The sequence below is a fragment of the Pseudomonas sp. FBCC-B1667 genome (assembly GCF_059133255.1).
The window spans coordinates 2,276,732-2,294,186 of record NZ_CP101437.1 but is presented as its reverse complement, the minus strand read 5'-3'; the positions used below and the strand labels follow the sequence as shown (position 1 = coordinate 2,294,186).

The following is a 17,455-nucleotide window of genomic DNA, read 5'->3' as shown; positions in this document are numbered from 1 at the left end:
TATTCGCCGCCTTGGGCGAAGCCCGGCAGGTCGGCGATACACATGGGGGACGGGTTTAGAACGAGAGTCGGCATGGGCGGCTAGCTTAGCGGATGTCAGCTGCCGCGCCCACCCGTGAGCGGTTAAACCTTGGCGGCAGCCGGGGCCGACTTGCTGCGTGGACGCAGCTGTGCGGTGGCCATGGCCGTGTCGGTAACACCTGTTTCGGCGCGCATGCCTGCGGCCAGGAACGGTACCATCAGGCGCATCACTTGCTCGATGGAAGTGTTGACGCCGAAATCAGTCTCGGCAATCGCGCGCAGGGCCTTGATACCCGACATGCTAAATGCCGCGGCGCCGAGCATGAAATGCACGCGCCAGAACAGTTCGATCGGTGGAATGCGCGGTGCGGCTTCATTGACCAGCATCATGTAGCGGCGGAAGACCTTGCCGTACATGTCTTCCAGGTAACGACGCAAGTGGCCCTGGCTCTGACTGAAAGCCAGACCCAACAATCGCATAAAGATAGAGAGGTCGTTGCCGCTGCGTGGCTGCACTACCAAGGCTTGCTCGACGAGGATTTCCAGCAGCTCTTCGAGGGTCGGCTTGTTTTCAGGCTTAGCCTGGCGCCGCTCCAGCTCTTTATCAAGGCTCAGGCAGAACGGTCCGAGGAATCGCGAAAAGACTGCCTGGATCAGGGCTTTCTTGGAGCCAAAGTGATAGTTCACCGCCGCCAGATTGACACCGGCCTTGCTGGTAATCAGACGCAATGAGGTTTCAGCGAAACCTTTTTCCGCGAACAACTGCTCGGCAGCATCAAGAATGCGTTCAACGGTTTCCGACTGGGCCATGGGTACTCCGCCTGACAAACACTTGTTTGAAACATACGTTTCAGCCTGTGTATTGTCAAGCTTGGCTGTTCGTTTTGGGAATGGTCGGTCAGCTATTTAACCATACAACGACGAAGCTTCAATCAGCGGGCCTATCGACCGTCCGGCAGTCGATAAAAAAAGGGGCATTGCCAAGACGCTTCCACTGTATATAATCCCAGTCACTGTATAAAAAGACAGAGCGACCAAAATGCTAAAGCTGACGCCACGCCAAGCAGAGATTCTGGCCTTCATCAAACGCTGCCTCGAAGACAACGGCTACCCGCCGACCCGCGCGGAGATCGCTCAGGAACTGGGTTTCAAGTCACCCAACGCAGCGGAAGAACACCTTAAGGCGCTGGCCCGCAAAGGCGCCATCGAGATGACCCCGGGCGCTTCACGCGGCATTCGCATTCCAGGTTTCGAAGCCAAGACTGACGAGTCCACCCTGCCCATCATTGGTCGAGTGGCTGCCGGCGCTCCCATTCTGGCCCAGCAGCACATCGAAGAGTCCTGCAACATCAACCCTGCTTTCTTCCATCCGCGCGCCGACTATTTGCTGCGCGTTCATGGCATGAGCATGAAGGACGTCGGCATTTTCGACGGCGACCTGCTCGCTGTACACACCACGCGCGAAGCCCGTAACGGCCAGATAGTGGTCGCGCGAATCGGCGACGAAGTGACGGTCAAGCGCTTCAAGCGCGATGGCAGCAAGGTCTGGTTGATTGCCGAAAACCCTGAATTTGCCCCTATCGAAGTGAACCTGAAAGATCAGGAACTGGTGATTGAAGGCTTGAGTGTCGGCGTGATTCGCCGCTAAAGGAGGCTTTATGCAGTTCCCACACACTTCACAGCAAGCCCAACTGCCACTGTTCGAGGCATTCATGGCGCAACCAATGGCGCCAATCCTGAAAGACGTGGTCGAATCGCCCTGGAGCGCCGAGCCCGAAGTTTTCAGTGAGCTGTCGCTACGTGGTGCCGCCGGGAACTGCCTGAACCTTCTGGCGCCGATTCTCAGGGAACTGAGTCAGGACCAGGACGCACGTTGGCTGACACTGATTTCGCCGCCAGCGAGCCTGACCCAGGCCTGGCTGCGGCACGCCGGGCTCAATCGCGAACGCATCCTGTTGCTGCAACCTCGCGGTGCCCAAAGCGCCCAGCAGTTGACCTGCGAAGCCTTGCGCCTGGGCCGCAGCCACACGGTGGTCAGCTGGCTCAACCCGTTGAACACGACTTCACGACAACAGTTGATCAGCGCCGCCCGGACTGGGGATGCACAGAGCTTGAATATTCGATTGGGTTAACAGAGAAACAACGTGCGCTGAGAACTGCGCAGGGCTTCTCCAAGGACAGAGAAGCCGGCCTGTAGCGATACCCGGAAACCGACAGGCGGGATCAATGAAGGACGCGAGATCCCTGATCCTTGTCAAATTCGCCTTCAACCAAGCGTCCCGCCATCTGAACGCCGACGCTCAACATCGCTTTGGCGACCTCCACGTACTGGCCTTGCAGGAACGCTTTGGCATCCTCGGAGAAATCCAAAGTAACCAGAGAACCCTCGTCCTCTGCCCTGCGCAGCTCGATACGACCGTCTGGTAACTCGACAATTTCTAGAAAGGACGTTGGCATAAAGGTCTGTTCTCCACGAAAGGCGGGGATTATATAGGCATCGGCCAGGCTTCGCTCAGCAAGTTGACCAGATGTCATGGCAATGAAATATCTTTTTGCACTCATCCCTGAGCGGACACCCTGTCGGGGCATCCGTCTTTGCACTCAATCCTTCAGCACTCGTTCAATCCTTCGCGAAACCGAATCGCCAGACCTTTCAGGTTCTGACGCCAGCTTTCCAGCTCTTCCCGGCTCAACTCTTCAGGCGCCTCTTCTGCATCGAGGTTAACGGCCATGATCAATGGCTGAGTCACGTCGCCTTTAGGCTTGTGCGGCGCACGTGGCGGTTGAAACAACGCCGAATGGGCCGCCAACAACTTGGCCAACCAGGTTTCAGGATTTTGCGCTAGCTCAACCATCTCCGCCATTTCTGGAATCGCGATAGTTTCGAGGACTTCGCGAGTCAGCAACAACTCAGCCCGAGGCGCATTGGCCTGTGGCAAGCGATAGAAGCCGGCGATTTCATGGCATAGCCCTAACAAGGCTCCGTAAAGGTGAAACAACGCCGATTCGCGCCCCGCCTGGATCAGCGCCAGCGAGTTCATTGCCCGCCCCTCTTCGGCCTTGGCGAGCGCTTCCAGCGACAGGCCGGCGAAATAAATCTTCTGATTGGTACGGGTATAAAGTTCGTGGGCCATGACGGCAGCCTCCACAACGAAATAATTGCTTCACGCAGGTCAGACAGTGTCGTGGATCACCCTCGGCGACCGCAAGCACAAAACAAAAAGGCCGCATGAAAACCCGAGGGTTGTCATACGGCCTTTTGTGTACAGCTCTATTTAAGCCTTGGCTGCCGGACGCTTGTCTTCAACCGTCCACTTGCCGCCATCGTAGTATGCCTTCCAGCCAGTCGGCTTACCGTCGACCTCTGTCTGCACATATTGCTCTTTGGTCTTGCGGCTGTAACGGATCACGGAAGGGAGACCGTCCGGATCTTTCTTCGGCGCTTCGCAAAGGAAGTGATACTTGGGATCGATCTCATCCTTGTGCGGCACAATTTCCATGACCAGCGGAGCACGGGTCTCGCGGTTTTTCGGGAATTGACTGGCCGCCAGGAACAGGCCGGAAGCACCGTCGCGCAGGATATAAGTGTCGTTGACCTTTTCGCATTTCAGCTCAGGCATCTTCACCGGATCCATTTTCGGCGGCGCCGCGTCACCGCTTTTCAGCAGCTTGCGGGTGTTCTTGCACGTCGGGTTGGTGCAACCGAAGAACTTGCCGAAACGGCCGGTCTTGAGCTGCATCTCGCTACCGCACTTGTCACATTCCAGGCTCGGACCTTCATAGCCTTTGATGCGATAGGTGCCCTCTTCGATTTCGTAACCCGAGCAATCCGGGTTGTTACCGCAGATGTGCAGCTTGCGCTTCTCGTCGAGCAGGTAAGCGTCCATCGCCGTGCTGCAGATCGGGCAACGATGCTTGCCACGCAGCACCAGGGATTCCGACTCGCCCTCATCATCCGCGGCGATTTCATCCCCCGGCACCAGGTTGACGGTGGCCTTGCAGCGCTCTTTCGGCGGCAGGCTGTAGCCCGAGCAACCGAGGAACACACCGGTCGAGGCTGTACGAATCTGCATTGGACGGCCACAGGTCAGGCACGGGATGTCGGTCATGACCGGCTGGTTGGCGCGCATGCCGTTTTCGGCGCTTTCGGCTACTTCGAGTTTTTTCTTGAAGTCGCCGTAGAACTCGTCCAGCACGTTTTTCCAGTCGCGCTCGCCTTGGGCCACATCATCGAGGTTCTCTTCCATGCCGGCAGTAAAGCCGTAGTCCATGAGGTTGGAGAAGCTCTCGGACAGACGCTCGGTGACGATGTCACCCATCTTTTCCGAATAGAAACGACGGTTGTGCAGCGCGACGTAGCCGCGGTCCTGAATGGTCGAAATGATCGCCGCGTAGGTCGAAGGACGACCGATGCCGCGTTTTTCCATTTCTTTGACCAGGCTCGCTTCCGAATAACGTGCCGGCGGCTTGGTGAAGTGCTGGCTCGGATCAAGCTTGATCAGCTTCATCGCGTCGCCCTGTGCCATGTCTGGCAGCACATCGTCATCGCCCGGCTTGGCAATTTGCGGCATCACGCGGGTGTAACCGTCGAACTTGAGGATGCGGCCCTTGGCACGCAGCTCGAAGTCACCAGCACTCACGGTGACGGTGGTCGACAGGTATTGCGCCGGCAGCATCTGGCAGGCGAGGAACTGGCGCCAGATCAGCTCGTAGAGCCGCTCTGCATCACGCTCCATGCCCGACAGCTTGCTTGGCTCGGTGTTGGCGTCGGACGGACGAATCGCTTCGTGAGCCTCTTGTGCGCCTTCTTTGCTGCTGTAGACGTTCGGGGTTTCCGGCAGGTACTTCTTGCCGAACTCGCCTTCAATATACGTACGCGCCATCGTCACGGCATCGGCCGAGAGGTTGGTGGAGTCGGTACGCATGTAAGTGATGTAGCCGGCTTCGTACAGACGCTGGGCCATCATCATGGTTTTCTTCACGCCGAAGCCCAGGCGGTTGCTCGCAGCCTGTTGCAATGTGGACGTGATGAACGGTGCCGACGGCTTGCTGCTGGTCGGCTTGTCTTCGCGCTTGGCGATGCTGTAGCTGGAAGCCTTGAGCTTTTCCAGCGCAGCCATGGCCTGGGCCTCATTAAGCGGCTTGAAGGCCTCGCCTTTCTCGCGAGCCACGTCGAAGCGCACAGTCGCGCCCTTGGCGGTGCCGAGATCAGCGTGGACTTCCCAGTATTCTTCCGGGTTGAACGCACGGATTTCGCGTTCGCGCTCAACCACCAGTTTTACGGCAACCGACTGCACGCGACCGGCGGAAAGGCCACGGGCGATCTTGGCCCACAGCAGCGGCGAAACCATGTAACCCACCACACGGTCGAGGAAACGACGCGCCTGCTGGGCATTTACACGGTCGATGTCCAGTTCGCCCGGCTTGGAGAAGGCTTCTTGAATCGCCTTCTTGGTAATTTCGTTGAACACCACGCGCTTGTAGCGGCTGTCGTCACCACCGATGGCTTCGCGCAGGTGCCAGGCAATGGCTTCCCCCTCGCGATCCAAGTCGGTTGCGAGATAGATGGTGTCAGCATCTTTGGCGAGCCGGCGCAGCTCTTCGATGACTTTTTCCTTGCCCGGGAGGATCTCGTACTTGGCTTTCCAGCCATGATCGGGATCGACGCCCATGCGCGAGACCAACTGCTTGCGCGCTTTCTCTTTCGGCGTGAGCACCGGACCTTCGCCCGCGGCAGCCTTGCCGCGCTTGGCGGCCGGCTCTTTGCTGGCGCTAGCCGAACCGCTGGTGGGCAGGTCTCGGATATGGCCGATACTCGACTTCACCACGTATTGGTTACCCAGATACTTGTTGATGGTCTTGGCCTTAGCCGGGGATTCCACAATGACCAGCGATTTGCCCATGGATCAGAAAATTCCTGAATTCTAGAAGTGAAAGGCGGTTGGCGCCTGACGCGGCACCGCTATATATAGTGGCTACAAGGTGAGGTCAAGCGCAGGGTTTTGCACGCGCTCAGCTTATGGCTTCGAAAACAGGCTCGGTTCGGCTTGCACCAAAGCAAAGCGCGGCACCTGTTCGCCGTCAACGTCGACCGACTCCAGGAACATGCTCGAGGGACGCACCCAAAAGCCGTAATCGCCATACAGGGCTTGGTAGAAGACCACTTCCTCTTCGGTTTCCGAATGCCGCGCAACACTGAATACGCGGTACTGCGGACCTTTGTAATGTTGGTAGAGCCCAGGTTGTATCGGCATGGTTTGGCCCTCACTCAAATCTTTTCAAAATAAAAACAAAAATAAAATTCAGAAAAACAAAAACCGGGGCACTTGGCCCCGGCTTCCGTCAACGGATCGCTTAAACGCGTTCGAAGACGGTGGAGATGCCTTGGCCGAGACCAATGCACATGGTAGCCACCCCGAAGGTGCCGCCATTTTGCTTCATCACGTTCAACAGCGTGCCGGAGATACGTGCACCGGAGCAACCGAACGGGTGACCCAAGGCGATTGCGCCGCCGTGCAGGTTAACCTTCTCGTTCATCTTGTCGAGAACTTTCAGATCTTTCAGCACTGGCAGGGCCTGTGCGGCGAAAGCTTCATTGAGCTCGAAGAAGTCGATATCGTTAATGCCAAGGCCCGCGCGCTTCAGTGCTTTTTGTGTAGCCGGTACTGGACCATAGCCCATGATTGCCGGGTCCACACCTGCCACTGCCATCGAACGAATCACGGCCATAGGCTGGATGCCCAGGTCCTGAGCACGCTGCGCCGACATCACGATCATGCACGAAGCACCGTCAGTGATTTGCGACGAAGTACCTGCTGTCACGGTGCCGCCCTTTGGATTAAACGCTGGCTTCAGAGCCGCCAGGCTTTCCAGGGTGGTTTCCGGACGAATGGTTTCGTCGTAATCGAACAGTTTCAGGAAACCGTTCTCGTCGTAGCCTTGCATCGGGATGATTTCGTCTTTGAACTTGCCTTCCAGGGTTGCCTTATGGGCGAGCTGGTGGGAGCGCACGCCGAAAGCGTCCTGTTGTTCGCGAGTGATGCCGTGCATTTTGCCCAGCATTTCAGCGGTCAGGCCCATCATGCCCGAGGCTTTCGCCGCGTACAGGGACATGTGCGGGTTCGGATCGACACCGTGCATCATGCTCACGTGGCCCATATGCTCGACGCCGCCGACGACGAACACGTCACCATTGCCAGTCATGATCGCTTGCGCGGCAGTGTGCAGTGCGCTCATCGACGAGCCACACAGACGGCTGACGGTCTGACCGGCAGCAGTGTGCGGGATCTGAGTCATCAGGGACGCCATGCGCGCGATGTTCCAGCCCTGCTCCAGGGTCTGGTTTACGCAGCCCCAGATCACGTCTTCGACTTCGCTCGGGTCAACCTTGACGTTGCGTTCCAGCAATTTGCTGATCAGGTGCGCCGACATGTCTTCGGCGCGGGTGTTGCGGTGCATGCCGCCCTTGGAGCGGCCCATCGGAGTACGACCGAAGTCGACAATCACGACGTCTCTTGGATTCAAGCTCATAAAATTTCACTCTCGCTCAAGTGTTGGGACGCTTAACCGAAGAACCGTTGGCCGGTTTTGGCCATTTCACGCAGTTTTGCGGTCGGGTGGTACAGCGCGCCCAAATCAGCGTACTGGTCAGCCAGGGCAACGAACTCGGCAACACCGATCGAATCGATGTAGCGCAGTGCACCGCCACGGAATGGAGGGAAACCAATACCGTAGACCAGACCCATGTCGGCTTCGGCAGCGGTTTCGACGATGCCGTCTTCCAGGCAACGCACGGTTTCCAGGCACAGCGGGATCATCATCCAGTTGATGATGTCTTCGTCAGTGACTTCGCGCTGCTCGTAAACGATTGGCTTGAGCACTTCCAGTACCGATGGATCGGCGACTTTCTTCTGCTTGCCGCGTTTGTCGGTCTCGTAGGCGTAGAAGCCCTTGCCGTTCTTCTGGCCCAGGCGCTTGGCTTCGTAAAGCACGTCGATCGCGGTACGGCGATCATCTTTCATGCGGTCCGGGAAGCCTTCAGCCATCACGTCGCGACCGTGGTGACCGGTGTCGATGCCGACCACGTCCATCAGGTAGGCCGGGCCCATTGGCCAGCCGAATTTTTCCATGACCTTGTCGATACGGACGAAGTCCACACCGGCGCTGACCAGTTTGGCGAAACCGCCGAAGTACGGGAACAGCACGCGGTTGACCAGGAAGCCCGGGCAGTCGTTGACGACGATCGGGTTCTTGCCCATTTTCTTGGCGTAGGCAACGGTGGTGGCAACCGCCAGTTCGCTGGACTTCTCGCCACGAATCACTTCAACCAGCGGCATCATGTGCACAGGGTTGAAGAAGTGCATGCCGACGAAGTTTTCCGGACGCTTGAGCGCTTTGGCCAGCAAGGTGATGGAAATGGTCGAGGTGTTGGACGCGAGGATGGTGTCCTCTTTGACCTTGTCTTCGACTTCAGCCAATACGGCTTGCTTGACCTTAGGGTTCTCGACGACCGCTTCGACCACGAGGTCCACGTGACCGAAATCACCGTAGGACAGGGTCGGACGAATGCCGTTGAGCACTTCAGCCATTTTCGCGGCGGTCATGCGACCTTTATCAACGCGACCGACCAGCAGCTTGGCGGCTTCAGCCAGGCCTTGCTCGATGCCGTGCTCGTTGATGTCCTTCATCAGGATCGGCGTACCTTTGGAGGCCGACTGATAAGCGATACCGCCACCCATGATGCCAGCGCCCAATACAGCAGCCTGCTTCACGTCTTTGGCGATTTCGTCGTAGGCCTTGGCCTTCTTCTTCAGTTCCTGATCGTTCAGGAACAGACCGATCAAGCTCTGCGCGGCAGAGGTCTTGGCCAGTTTGACGAAACCGGCGGCTTCGACTTCCAGCGCTTTGTCGCGACCGAAGTTCGCGGCTTTCTGAATGGTCTTGATCGCCTCAACCGGCGCCGGGTAGTTCGGGCCAGCCTGACCAGCGACGAAACCTTTGGCGGTTTCGAAAGCCATCATTTGTTCGATTGCGTTCAGCTTCAGCTTTTCCAGCTTCGGTTGACGCTTGGCCTTGTAGTCAAACTCGCCGGAGATGGCGCGCTTGATCAGCTCAAGGGCCGCTTCCTGCAGTTTCTCAGGCGCAACCACTGCATCCACAGCGCCGACTTTCAGCGCGTCTTCAGGACGGTTTTCCTTACCAGCGGCAATCCACTCGATGGCGTTGTCGGCACCGATCAGGCGCGGCAGACGCACGGTACCGCCGAAGCCCGGGTAGATGCCCAGCTTGACTTCCGGCAGGCCGATCTTGGCCTTGGTGGACATGACGCGGTAGTCCGCCGCCAGGCACATCTCCAGACCGCCACCCAGGGCGATGCCGTTGATCGCGGCGACAGTCGGGACGTTAAGGTCTTCGAAATCGCTGAAAATCTTGTTGGCTTCCAGATTGCCAGCAACGAGCTCGGCATCAGGCAGCTTGAAATTTTCGACAAATTCGGTGATGTCGGCGCCGACGATGAACACGTCCTTGCCACTGCTGACGATCACGCCCTTGATCGAAGCATCTGCCTTGATGGTGTCCACAGCCTGACGCAGTTCGTTCAGGGTTAGACGGTTGAACTTGTTGACGGACTCACCCTTGAGGTCGAATTTCAATTCGACGATGCCACTTTCAAGAGCCTTAACCGTGATGGCTTTACCTTCGTAAATCATCAACTGATCTCCACGATATGGAAGCTGAACAGTACACGTCGGACGCAGGCGAATGGCTCGGCAAGACGTTAAACGTCAATGCTACGCCAATCCACCCGGCACACCCTCCAACGCGATAGTCGGGATTCTGTAGGAGCGATCTGAAATACAAACGCTCAATTCATACGCCCGTTTGATTTGGGTACGCCACCTTCACGGAATTTCCGACAATTGTCAATCGCCCAAAATTCGGGTTGAAACGCGACTTTGCGGTCACTTCCGTACTGCGAAGATCTTCAACACGCAGATGCATGCGAACTCATTCATAGAATCAATAGTTAGAAAAGTCGCCCTAATTCGCTGCAGCCCGCGTTTAACAAGCTAAGCTGGCCTGAACCTGAGGAAAAAAGATGAACGCGCCTAATGAATATCCGGCGCACGATCAGCGCTACAGCGAATTACCGGCCTGCCTGGCCAACCCCAGCCCGATGATGATGTCGGGCTTTTTATTGCTTGTCTGTCGGACCAATCGCGCCATTGCAGCGCGAAATTTCGTCACGTCACGCCAGCGCTTTCAGCACCGCGTCAATGTCCTGCAAAACGGTCGCCTCACCCTTCTCGCCCCAATACAAGGTGATCATCTGCTTGTCCGCCTCGACCTTGTAGACATTGGCCGGCAATTTTTCGAAATGGTTGAGCAGCGCTCGATCCTCGCAAACCTCCTGCCACTGATTCACCCACACGCCCGGCGACTTTTGCCAATAACTCCAGCACACCGGCTGATTGCCACGGCGCGGCCGATGATACTGCGCGCACGGGCTCGGCGGCTCCTGGCTCAACCAGTGCGGCCACTCCTGAGGCGCCAGCTGCATGGCCAGGCCGATACGTCGAGCCTCCATACGCAGGGCCATGCGCCCGCTCTGACCACGCGACGGCCGCAACCATGCTAATGGACTCAGTACCACCAGCAGGATTGACACCACTATCCAGACCGTCATATCTGTACTCCCGATTCTTGATGAGCGCATACAGTCACTTTGGAACCATTGCGCTTGAAACCAGCCATACTTACCAATATTGCAGTCCTCAGGAGGAGCACCTCATGCCCTACAACCATATTCTGGTCGCTGTAGATCTAACCGAAGAGTGCGACCCTGTAATCCACCGCGCCAGCGAGCTGTCTGCGAGCAACGGGGCGAAGCTGTCCCTGGTACACATTGTCGAGCCAATGGCGATGGCCTTTGGCGGCGACGTCCCCATGGACCTGTCACAACTGCAACAACAGCAGTTCGATCAGGCCAAGGAGCGCCTGGAGCGCTTGAAGCTCAAATACGCTGAGCTTGAGGGCGCCAACTGCCACCTGACCTACGGCCAGCCACGCCAGGAAATCCACCACTTTGCCAAGGAACAGACTTGCGACCTGATCGTGGTAGGCAGCCATGGTCGACACGGCCTGGCCTTGCTGTTGGGCTCGACCGCCAATGACGTGCTGCACGGCGCGCCATGCGATGTGCTCGCGGTGCACCTGATTAAACGCTGAAACGCAGAACTTGCAGGAGATCTACAGCGACCAGTAGATCGCACTTCATACGAAAAGCCCGGCGTTCATCGCTGAACGCCGGGCTTTTTTGTTACTGGATCAATCAGGCATCCAGCTCGGCCCAGCGCTCGACCATTACATCCAGCTCAGCCTGCAACTGCTCCAACTGCGAGATCACCGCGGCCGTCTCGGCAGCAGGACGCTGATAGAACCCGGCATCAGCCATTTGCGCTTCAACCGCCGCAATTTGCTGTTCCATGGCTTCGATCTGAGCCGGCAACATTTCCAGCTCACGCTGCAGCTTGTAGCTGAGTTTCTTCTTCGCCACCGGCGCTTCAACCGTAGCAACGACAGGCGCAGCCTCAGCCGTCACAACAGCGGAGGTCAGGTCAGCCTTGCCGGACTTGCTCTCGGTCACGCCCAGCAGGCGCGGCGAGCCGCCCTGACGCAGCCAGTCCTGATAACCACCGACGTACTCACGAACCTTGCCTTCACCTTCAAAAACCAGGGTGCTGGTCACCACGTTATCGAGGAATGCCCGGTCGTGACTGACCATCAGCACCGTGCCGTTGAAAGTCAGCAGCACCTCTTCCAACAGTTCGAGGGTTTCAACGTCGAGGTCGTTGGTCGGTTCGTCGAGGACCAGCAGGTTTGCCGGCTTACTGAACAGTTTGGCAAGCAACAGACGGGCACGCTCACCACCGGACAGCGCCTTGACCGGCGTGCGGGCACGCTGCGGGCTGAACAGGAAGTCACCGAGGTAGCTCAGCACGTGACGGCTCTGACCATCGATATCGATAAAGTCGCGACCTTCGGCGACGTTGTCGATCACAGTCTTTTCCAGGTCCAGTTGATGGCGCAACTGGTCGAAGTAGGCCACGTCAATGCGCGTCCCCTCTTCCACCGTGCCACTGGTTGGCTGCAGACCGCTGAGCATCAGCTTCAACAGCGTGGTCTTGCCGGTACCGTTGGCGCCGAGCAGACCGATACGGTCGCCGCGCGTCAGGACCATCGAGAAGTCCTTGATCAGGAACGGGCCGCCCGGGTGAGCAAAACTCACGTTCTCGAGGACCATCACCTGCTTGCCGGACTTGTCAGCGGTGTCCAGCTGAATGTTGGCCTTGCCGGTGCGCTCGCGACGTTCGCTACGCTCGACGCGCAAGGCTTTCAATGCCCGGACGCGGCCTTCGTTGCGGGTGCGACGGGCCTTGATGCCTTGGCGGATCCAGACTTCTTCCTGGGCCAGCTTTTTGTCGAACAGCGCGTTGGCGGTTTCTTCAGCGGCCAGCGAGGCTTCTTTGTGCACGAGGAAACTGGCGTAGTCGCCGTTCCAGTCGATCAGCCCACCGCGATCCAGTTCGAGAATGCGGGTCGCGAGGTTTTGCAGGAATGAACGGTCGTGCGTGATGAACAGCACGGCGCCCTGGAAATCCTTCAGCGCTTCTTCGAGCCAGGCGATGGCACCGATGTCCAGGTGGTTGGTGGGTTCGTCGAGCAGCAGCAGGTCCGGCTCGGAAACCAGGGCCTGAGCCAGCAGGACGCGACGGCGCCAGCCGCCGGACAATTCGGCGAGGGTCTTGTCGGCCGGCAACTGCAGACGGCTCAAGGTGCTGTCCACCAGTTGCTGCAAACGCCAGCCATCACGGGCTTCGAGGTCGTGCTGGACGTGCATCAGCTTGTCCAGGTCGGCGTCGGTGACGATGTTCTGGCTCAGGTGGTGATACTGCGCAAGCAACTCGCCCACACCGTCCAGGCCTTCGGCAACCACGTCGAACACGGTCCGCTCGTCGGCTACCGGTAATTCTTGCGGCAATTCGCCAATCTTGAGGCCTGGCGCGCGCCAAACAGAACCCTCGTCGGGCTTCTGGTCGCCCTTGACGAGCTTCATCATGCTGGACTTGCCAGTGCCATTGCGGCCGATGATGCACACCCGCTCACCACGGGCGATCTGCCAGGACACCTTGTCCAACAACGGCATAGCGCCGAAAGCAAGGGACACATCGCTGAATTTGAGCAGGGTCATGAGCTTCTCCAAAAACCGGGCGCGCATTCTACCTGACTTGAGGCATCAGAAGGCCGGCAATTTCATTCTCGAAGCACTCTGCCTCACAAATGTTACGAACTTTGGCTGACAGGTCCGCAAAGCTTTCGCCCGTTGCTGGCAAAAGGCTAAGCTACAGATTATCCAGTGCGAGCTGTGCCCGCACTTGTCATGATTTCTCTGCCCGGACGTCTCATGCGCAGTCGCCTTTTCAGTCTTTTATCTTGCCTGCTACTTTCTGCCACTGCCGTCCAATCTGCGCAGGCAGTGGACTTGTCCATCCAGCGCCAATATTACGATGAAGCCAAACGCGCCCTGGCCAAGGGCGATACCGGTCCCTACTTTCGCTACAGCCAGGCCCTGAGTGATTATCCACTGGAGCCCTACCTGGCCTATGACGAGTTGACCGCTCGCCTGAAAACCGCCAGCAATGCCGAAATCGAGAAATTCCTCGCCGACCACGGAGACCTGCCGCAAGCCAACTGGATGAAATTGCGCTGGTTACGCTGGCTGGCCGACCGTGGCGACTGGGCGACCTTCGTCAAGTATTACGATCCCAAGCTCAATTTCACCGAACTGGACTGCCTGAATGCGCAGTATCAGATTGGCCACAATCAGAAAGCCGAAGGCTATGCCAATGCCAACAAACTCTGGCTGACCGGCAAATCCCAACCTGCGGCCTGCGACGCGCTGTTCGGGCAATGGGCTGCAGAAGGCCAACTGACCGAGCAAAAACGTTGGGAGCGCACCAAACTCGCTGCCCAGGCGCGCAACTATCCACTGGCCAACAGCCTGTCGAGTGGCCTGACCACCCTCGCCCCTCGCGGTCGGCTGCTGATCGATGTGGCGCAAAAGCCCGAGCTGCTTAACCAGCCGTCACGCTTCACCCCGGCTGACGAACCGATGTCCGATGTGGTCAGCCTCGGCCTGCGCCGACTGGCCAAGCAGGACCCGGACAAAGCCATGGACCTGCTCGACGGTTATGCCAGCAGCATGCATTTCTCCCGGGATGAAAAAGTGGCGATCGCCCGGGAAATCGGCCTGACGCTAGCGCGACGTTATGACCCGCGCGCGCTCGATGTCATGACCAAGTACGACCCGGAACTGCGCGACAACACCGTGTCCGAATGGCGCCTGCGCCTGCTGCTTCGCCTGGCGCGCTGGGACGATGCCTATCAGTTGTCTCGCCGCCTGCCACAGGATCTGGCGACCACCAACCGCTGGCGCTACTGGCAGGCTCGCTCCCTTGAGCTGGCGCAGCCACAAAATCCGGAAGCGCAGACGCTGTACAAGAATCTAGCCCGCGAACGTGATTTCTATGGCTTCCTTGCCGCCGACCGTTCGCAGCAACCCTATTCGCTGCTCAACAAACCGCTGGTACTCAGCCAGGCCACCATCAACAAGGTGCGCAATACGCCTGGTATACGTCGAGCACTGGAGTTCCACGCCCGCGGGCAAGTCGTCGATGGTCGCCGCGAGTGGTATTACGTCAGTCGACACTTCAACCGCGACGAGATGGTTGCCCAGGCGAAGCTGGCCTATGACCTGAAATGGTATTTCCCGGCGATCCGCACCATCAGCCAGGCGCAGTACTGGGACGATCTGGACATTCGCTTCCCGATGGCCCACCGCGAAACCCTGGTCCGTGAAGCCAAGGTACGTGGCCTGCATTCCAGTTGGGTGTTCGCCATCACGCGCCAGGAAAGTGCTTTCATGGACGACGCCCGCTCTGGCGTCGGCGCCAGCGGCCTGATGCAACTGATGCCCGGCACCGCCAAGGAAACCGCGCGCAAGTTCAGCATTCCGCTGGCCTCGCCGCAGCAAGTGCTCGACCCGGACAAAAACATCCAGCTCGGCGCCGCGTACCTGAGCCAGGTCCATGCCCAGTTCAACGGCAACCGGGTCCTGGCCTCTGCTGCCTACAACGCCGGCCCCGGCCGTGTGCGCCAGTGGCTGCGCGGCGCAGACCACCTGAGCTTCGACGTCTGGGTGGAAAGCATCCCGTTCGACGAAACCCGTCAGTATGTGCAGAACGTACTGTCGTACTCGGTAATCTACGGCCAGAAGCTCAACTCACCGCAGCCGTTGGTGGATTGGCATGAGCGGTATTTTGATGATCAGTGATCCTCCGCCGACGCACTAAAAAAAACGCCCGCATTGAGAAATGCGGGCGTTTTTTTAGGGTGTTTTACTTAGTCGGTTACCGGGTCGGTCACCGTGTTGTGCCCATCACTAAACTGCAACGCTGCCAACCGCGCATACAGCGCATTGCTCGCAATCAACGCCTGATGCGTGCCCACCGCCACTAACTTCCCTTGGTCCATCACCGCGATCCGGTCGGCATTTTTCACCGTGGCCAAACGGTGGGCGATCACCAGCGTGGTGCGGTTTTTCATCAGGCTGGGCAGGGCTTGCTGGATCAGGTGTTCGCTCTGGGCATCGAGGGCGCTGGTGGCTTCGTCGAGCAACAGGATCGGCGCGTCTACCAGCAATGCCCGGGCAATGGCCAGGCGTTGGCGCTGACCACCAGACAAACCGAGACCGCCGTCGCCCAGATGCGTCTGGTAACCGTGGGGCATTTGCTCGATGAAGTCGTGGGCGTACGCGATCTTTGCCGCTTTCTGAACCTGGGCCAGGGTTGCGCCCGGATTCCCGTAGCGGATGTTCTCTTCGATGCTGCCGTAGAACAGCGCCGGATTTTGCGAAACCAGCGCGAAGCAACGACGCAGGTCGAGTGGATCGAGTTGAGTCAACGGCACGCCATCCAGCAAAATCTGTCCTGCAGCCGGATCGTAAAAGCGCAGCAACAAGTCATACACCGTGGATTTACCAGCCCCGGATGGCCCCACCAGCGCGAGGGTTTCGCCCGCGTTAATGGTCAGATTCAAGCCATCGACTGCGTAGCTTTCAGGCCGCGAGGGGTAGGAAAAATGTACGTCTTGCATTACCAGATCGCCCTTCACCCGCTCCGGCAAGGTCACCAGACCGGTCGTCGGCGGCTGAATGATGTTTTCCGAGCGCAACAATTCGGCAATCCGCTCGGCAGCACCTGCTGCTCGCTGCAACTCGCCGATCACTTCGCTCAATGTGCCGAAGGCGCTGCCGACGATCAGGCTGTAGAAAACAAACGCCGCCAGTTCACCGGCCGAGATCCGACCGGCGATCACGTCCATCCCGCCGACCCATAGCATGACGCCGACGGCGCCGAGCACCAGCACGATGACCAGTGTGATCAACCAGGCGCGCTGGAAGATGCGTTTACGCGCGGTGTCGAACGCCTGTTCCACGGTCACGGCGAAGCGCTGCTCGTCCTGGATCTGATGGTTGTACGCCTGCACGGTTTTGATCTGGCCGAGGGTTTCGGAGACATAGCTGCCAATATCGGCAATCCGGTCCTGGCTCAGGCGTGACAGATTGCGCACTCGCCGGCCGAAAACCAGGATTGGGGCAATCACCAGCGGCAATGCAATCACCACGATGCTGGTCAGTTTGGGGTTGGTGACAAACAGCAGCACAATCCCGCCGATGACCATCAGCACATTGCGCAGGAACAGCGACAACGAAGAGCCGATCACCGATTGCAGCAACGTGGTGTCGGCGGTCAGCCGCGACTGGATTTCGGAACTGCGATTGTTTTCGTAGAACCCCGGATGCAGATAAACCAGGTGATTGAAGACCTGCCGGCGGATGTCCGCGACCACACGCTCACCGATCCACGACACCAGGTAAAAACGCGCGAAGGTGCCGATCGCCAGGCCCACCACCAGCATCATGAACAAGCCGATGGATTGATTGAGCAGGTGCGGTGACTGGGTCATGAACCCCTGATCCACCAGCAGGCGAATGCCCTGACCCATCGACAAGGTAATGCCGGCAGTGAGAATCAATGCGAGCAAGGCGCCAAAGGCTTGCCAGCGATAAGGCGCGAGAAAACGAAGGGTAAGGCGGATCGCGCGGCGGTGACGGGCAGAGAGCATCGGGGTAATCCAGTACGCCATTAATATCGACAGCCTACACGGTCAGAGGGTGAACGCTGTAAATCACAATGAGTCAGGTTAATTATGACCGCCACGACTAGCCCCTAGACGCTATTGGTCTAAAGTCCGGGTGGCAACGTTTTTAAATTTCTGGTGGACTGACATTGCCGTTCGGGAAAGATCGCAGG

The 17,455-nt window shown here is 58.3% G+C and carries 14 protein-coding genes; 4 read left to right on the top strand and 10 right to left on the bottom strand.

Annotated features, from left to right (window positions below; genetic code table 11):
- Nucleotides 1–122 precede the first annotated feature (122 nt).
- Nucleotides 123–830: a TetR/AcrR family transcriptional regulator gene (locus tag NL116_RS10250; RefSeq protein WP_123434312.1), complete on the bottom strand. Its 708-nt coding sequence runs from the start codon at nt 828–830 to the stop codon at nt 123–125.
- Between the two features lie 229 nt (nt 831–1,059).
- Between NL116_RS10250 and lexA the strand changes: the two genes are divergently transcribed.
- Nucleotides 1,060–1,668, top strand: a complete 609-nt coding sequence (gene lexA / locus NL116_RS10245) for a transcriptional repressor LexA (RefSeq protein WP_123434311.1) — start codon at nt 1,060–1,062, stop codon at nt 1,666–1,668.
- Nucleotides 1,669–1,678: 10 nt separating this feature from the next.
- Nucleotides 1,679–2,152 (top strand): SOS-induced cell division inhibitor SulA, encoded by a 474-nt coding sequence (sulA, locus tag NL116_RS10240; protein ID WP_494377058.1) that lies wholly within the window; start codon nt 1,679–1,681, stop codon nt 2,150–2,152.
- A 91-nt stretch (nt 2,153–2,243) separates the two neighbouring features.
- Here the strand turns inward: sulA and NL116_RS10235 are convergent, their stop codons facing one another.
- The 7 genes from NL116_RS10235 to NL116_RS10205 all read right to left on the bottom strand — a co-directional run bounded on the left by NL116_RS10235 (nt 2,244) and on the right by NL116_RS10205 (nt 10,707).
- Nucleotides 2,244–2,477 carry a hypothetical protein gene (locus NL116_RS10235; protein ID WP_007944145.1) on the bottom strand — a complete coding sequence of 78 codons (234 nt, stop codon included), beginning with the start codon at nt 2,475–2,477 and terminating at the stop codon, nt 2,244–2,246.
- Nucleotides 2,478–2,629: 152 nt separating this feature from the next.
- Nucleotides 2,630–3,154: a DUF6586 family protein gene (locus NL116_RS10230; protein ID WP_494377057.1), complete on the bottom strand. Its 525-nt coding sequence runs from the start codon at nt 3,152–3,154 to the stop codon at nt 2,630–2,632.
- A 141-nt stretch (nt 3,155–3,295) separates the two neighbouring features.
- The gene (topA, locus tag NL116_RS10225; RefSeq protein WP_494377056.1) at nt 3,296–5,923 is read right to left on the bottom strand and encodes a type I DNA topoisomerase; all 2,628 of its coding nucleotides are present in this window, start codon (nt 5,921–5,923) and stop codon (nt 3,296–3,298) included.
- A gap of 114 nt (nt 5,924–6,037) precedes the next feature.
- Complete coding sequence (locus tag NL116_RS10220; RefSeq protein ID WP_494377055.1) at nt 6,038–6,274, bottom strand: DUF1653 domain-containing protein; 237 nt, start codon at nt 6,272–6,274, stop codon at nt 6,038–6,040.
- A 100-nt stretch (nt 6,275–6,374) separates the two neighbouring features.
- A complete protein-coding gene (fadA, locus tag NL116_RS10215) occupies nt 6,375–7,550 on the bottom strand; it encodes an acetyl-CoA C-acyltransferase FadA (protein WP_008007076.1) in 1,176 nt (391 codons plus the stop codon).
- A 32-nt stretch (nt 7,551–7,582) separates the two neighbouring features.
- Nucleotides 7,583–9,730: a fatty acid oxidation complex subunit alpha FadB gene (fadB, locus tag NL116_RS10210; protein WP_027921690.1), complete on the bottom strand. Its 2,148-nt coding sequence runs from the start codon at nt 9,728–9,730 to the stop codon at nt 7,583–7,585.
- Nucleotides 9,731–10,269: 539 nt separating this feature from the next.
- Nucleotides 10,270–10,707 carry a hypothetical protein gene (locus tag NL116_RS10205; protein ID WP_494377054.1) on the bottom strand — a complete coding sequence of 146 codons (438 nt, stop codon included), beginning with the start codon at nt 10,705–10,707 and terminating at the stop codon, nt 10,270–10,272.
- A gap of 104 nt (nt 10,708–10,811) precedes the next feature.
- Between NL116_RS10205 and NL116_RS10200 the strand changes: the two genes are divergently transcribed.
- Nucleotides 10,812–11,249, top strand: a complete 438-nt coding sequence (locus NL116_RS10200) for a universal stress protein (protein ID WP_494377053.1) — start codon at nt 10,812–10,814, stop codon at nt 11,247–11,249.
- Between the two features lie 103 nt (nt 11,250–11,352).
- On the opposite strand, the gene NL116_RS10195 is transcribed toward NL116_RS10200, so the two are convergent.
- Complete coding sequence (locus tag NL116_RS10195) at nt 11,353–13,272, bottom strand: ATP-binding cassette domain-containing protein (RefSeq protein WP_494377052.1); 1,920 nt, start codon at nt 13,270–13,272, stop codon at nt 11,353–11,355.
- A 213-nt stretch (nt 13,273–13,485) separates the two neighbouring features.
- On the opposite strand from NL116_RS10195, the gene NL116_RS10190 reads away from it, so the two are divergent.
- Nucleotides 13,486–15,414 (top strand): transglycosylase SLT domain-containing protein, encoded by a 1,929-nt coding sequence (locus NL116_RS10190; RefSeq protein WP_494377051.1) that lies wholly within the window; start codon nt 13,486–13,488, stop codon nt 15,412–15,414.
- Nucleotides 15,415–15,482: 68 nt separating this feature from the next.
- On the opposite strand, the gene NL116_RS10185 is transcribed toward NL116_RS10190, so the two are convergent.
- On the bottom strand, nt 15,483–17,267 hold the full coding sequence (locus tag NL116_RS10185; RefSeq protein WP_494377050.1) for an ABC transporter transmembrane domain-containing protein: 1,785 nt from the start codon (nt 17,265–17,267) through the stop codon (nt 15,483–15,485).
- Nucleotides 17,268–17,455 lie beyond the last annotated feature (188 nt).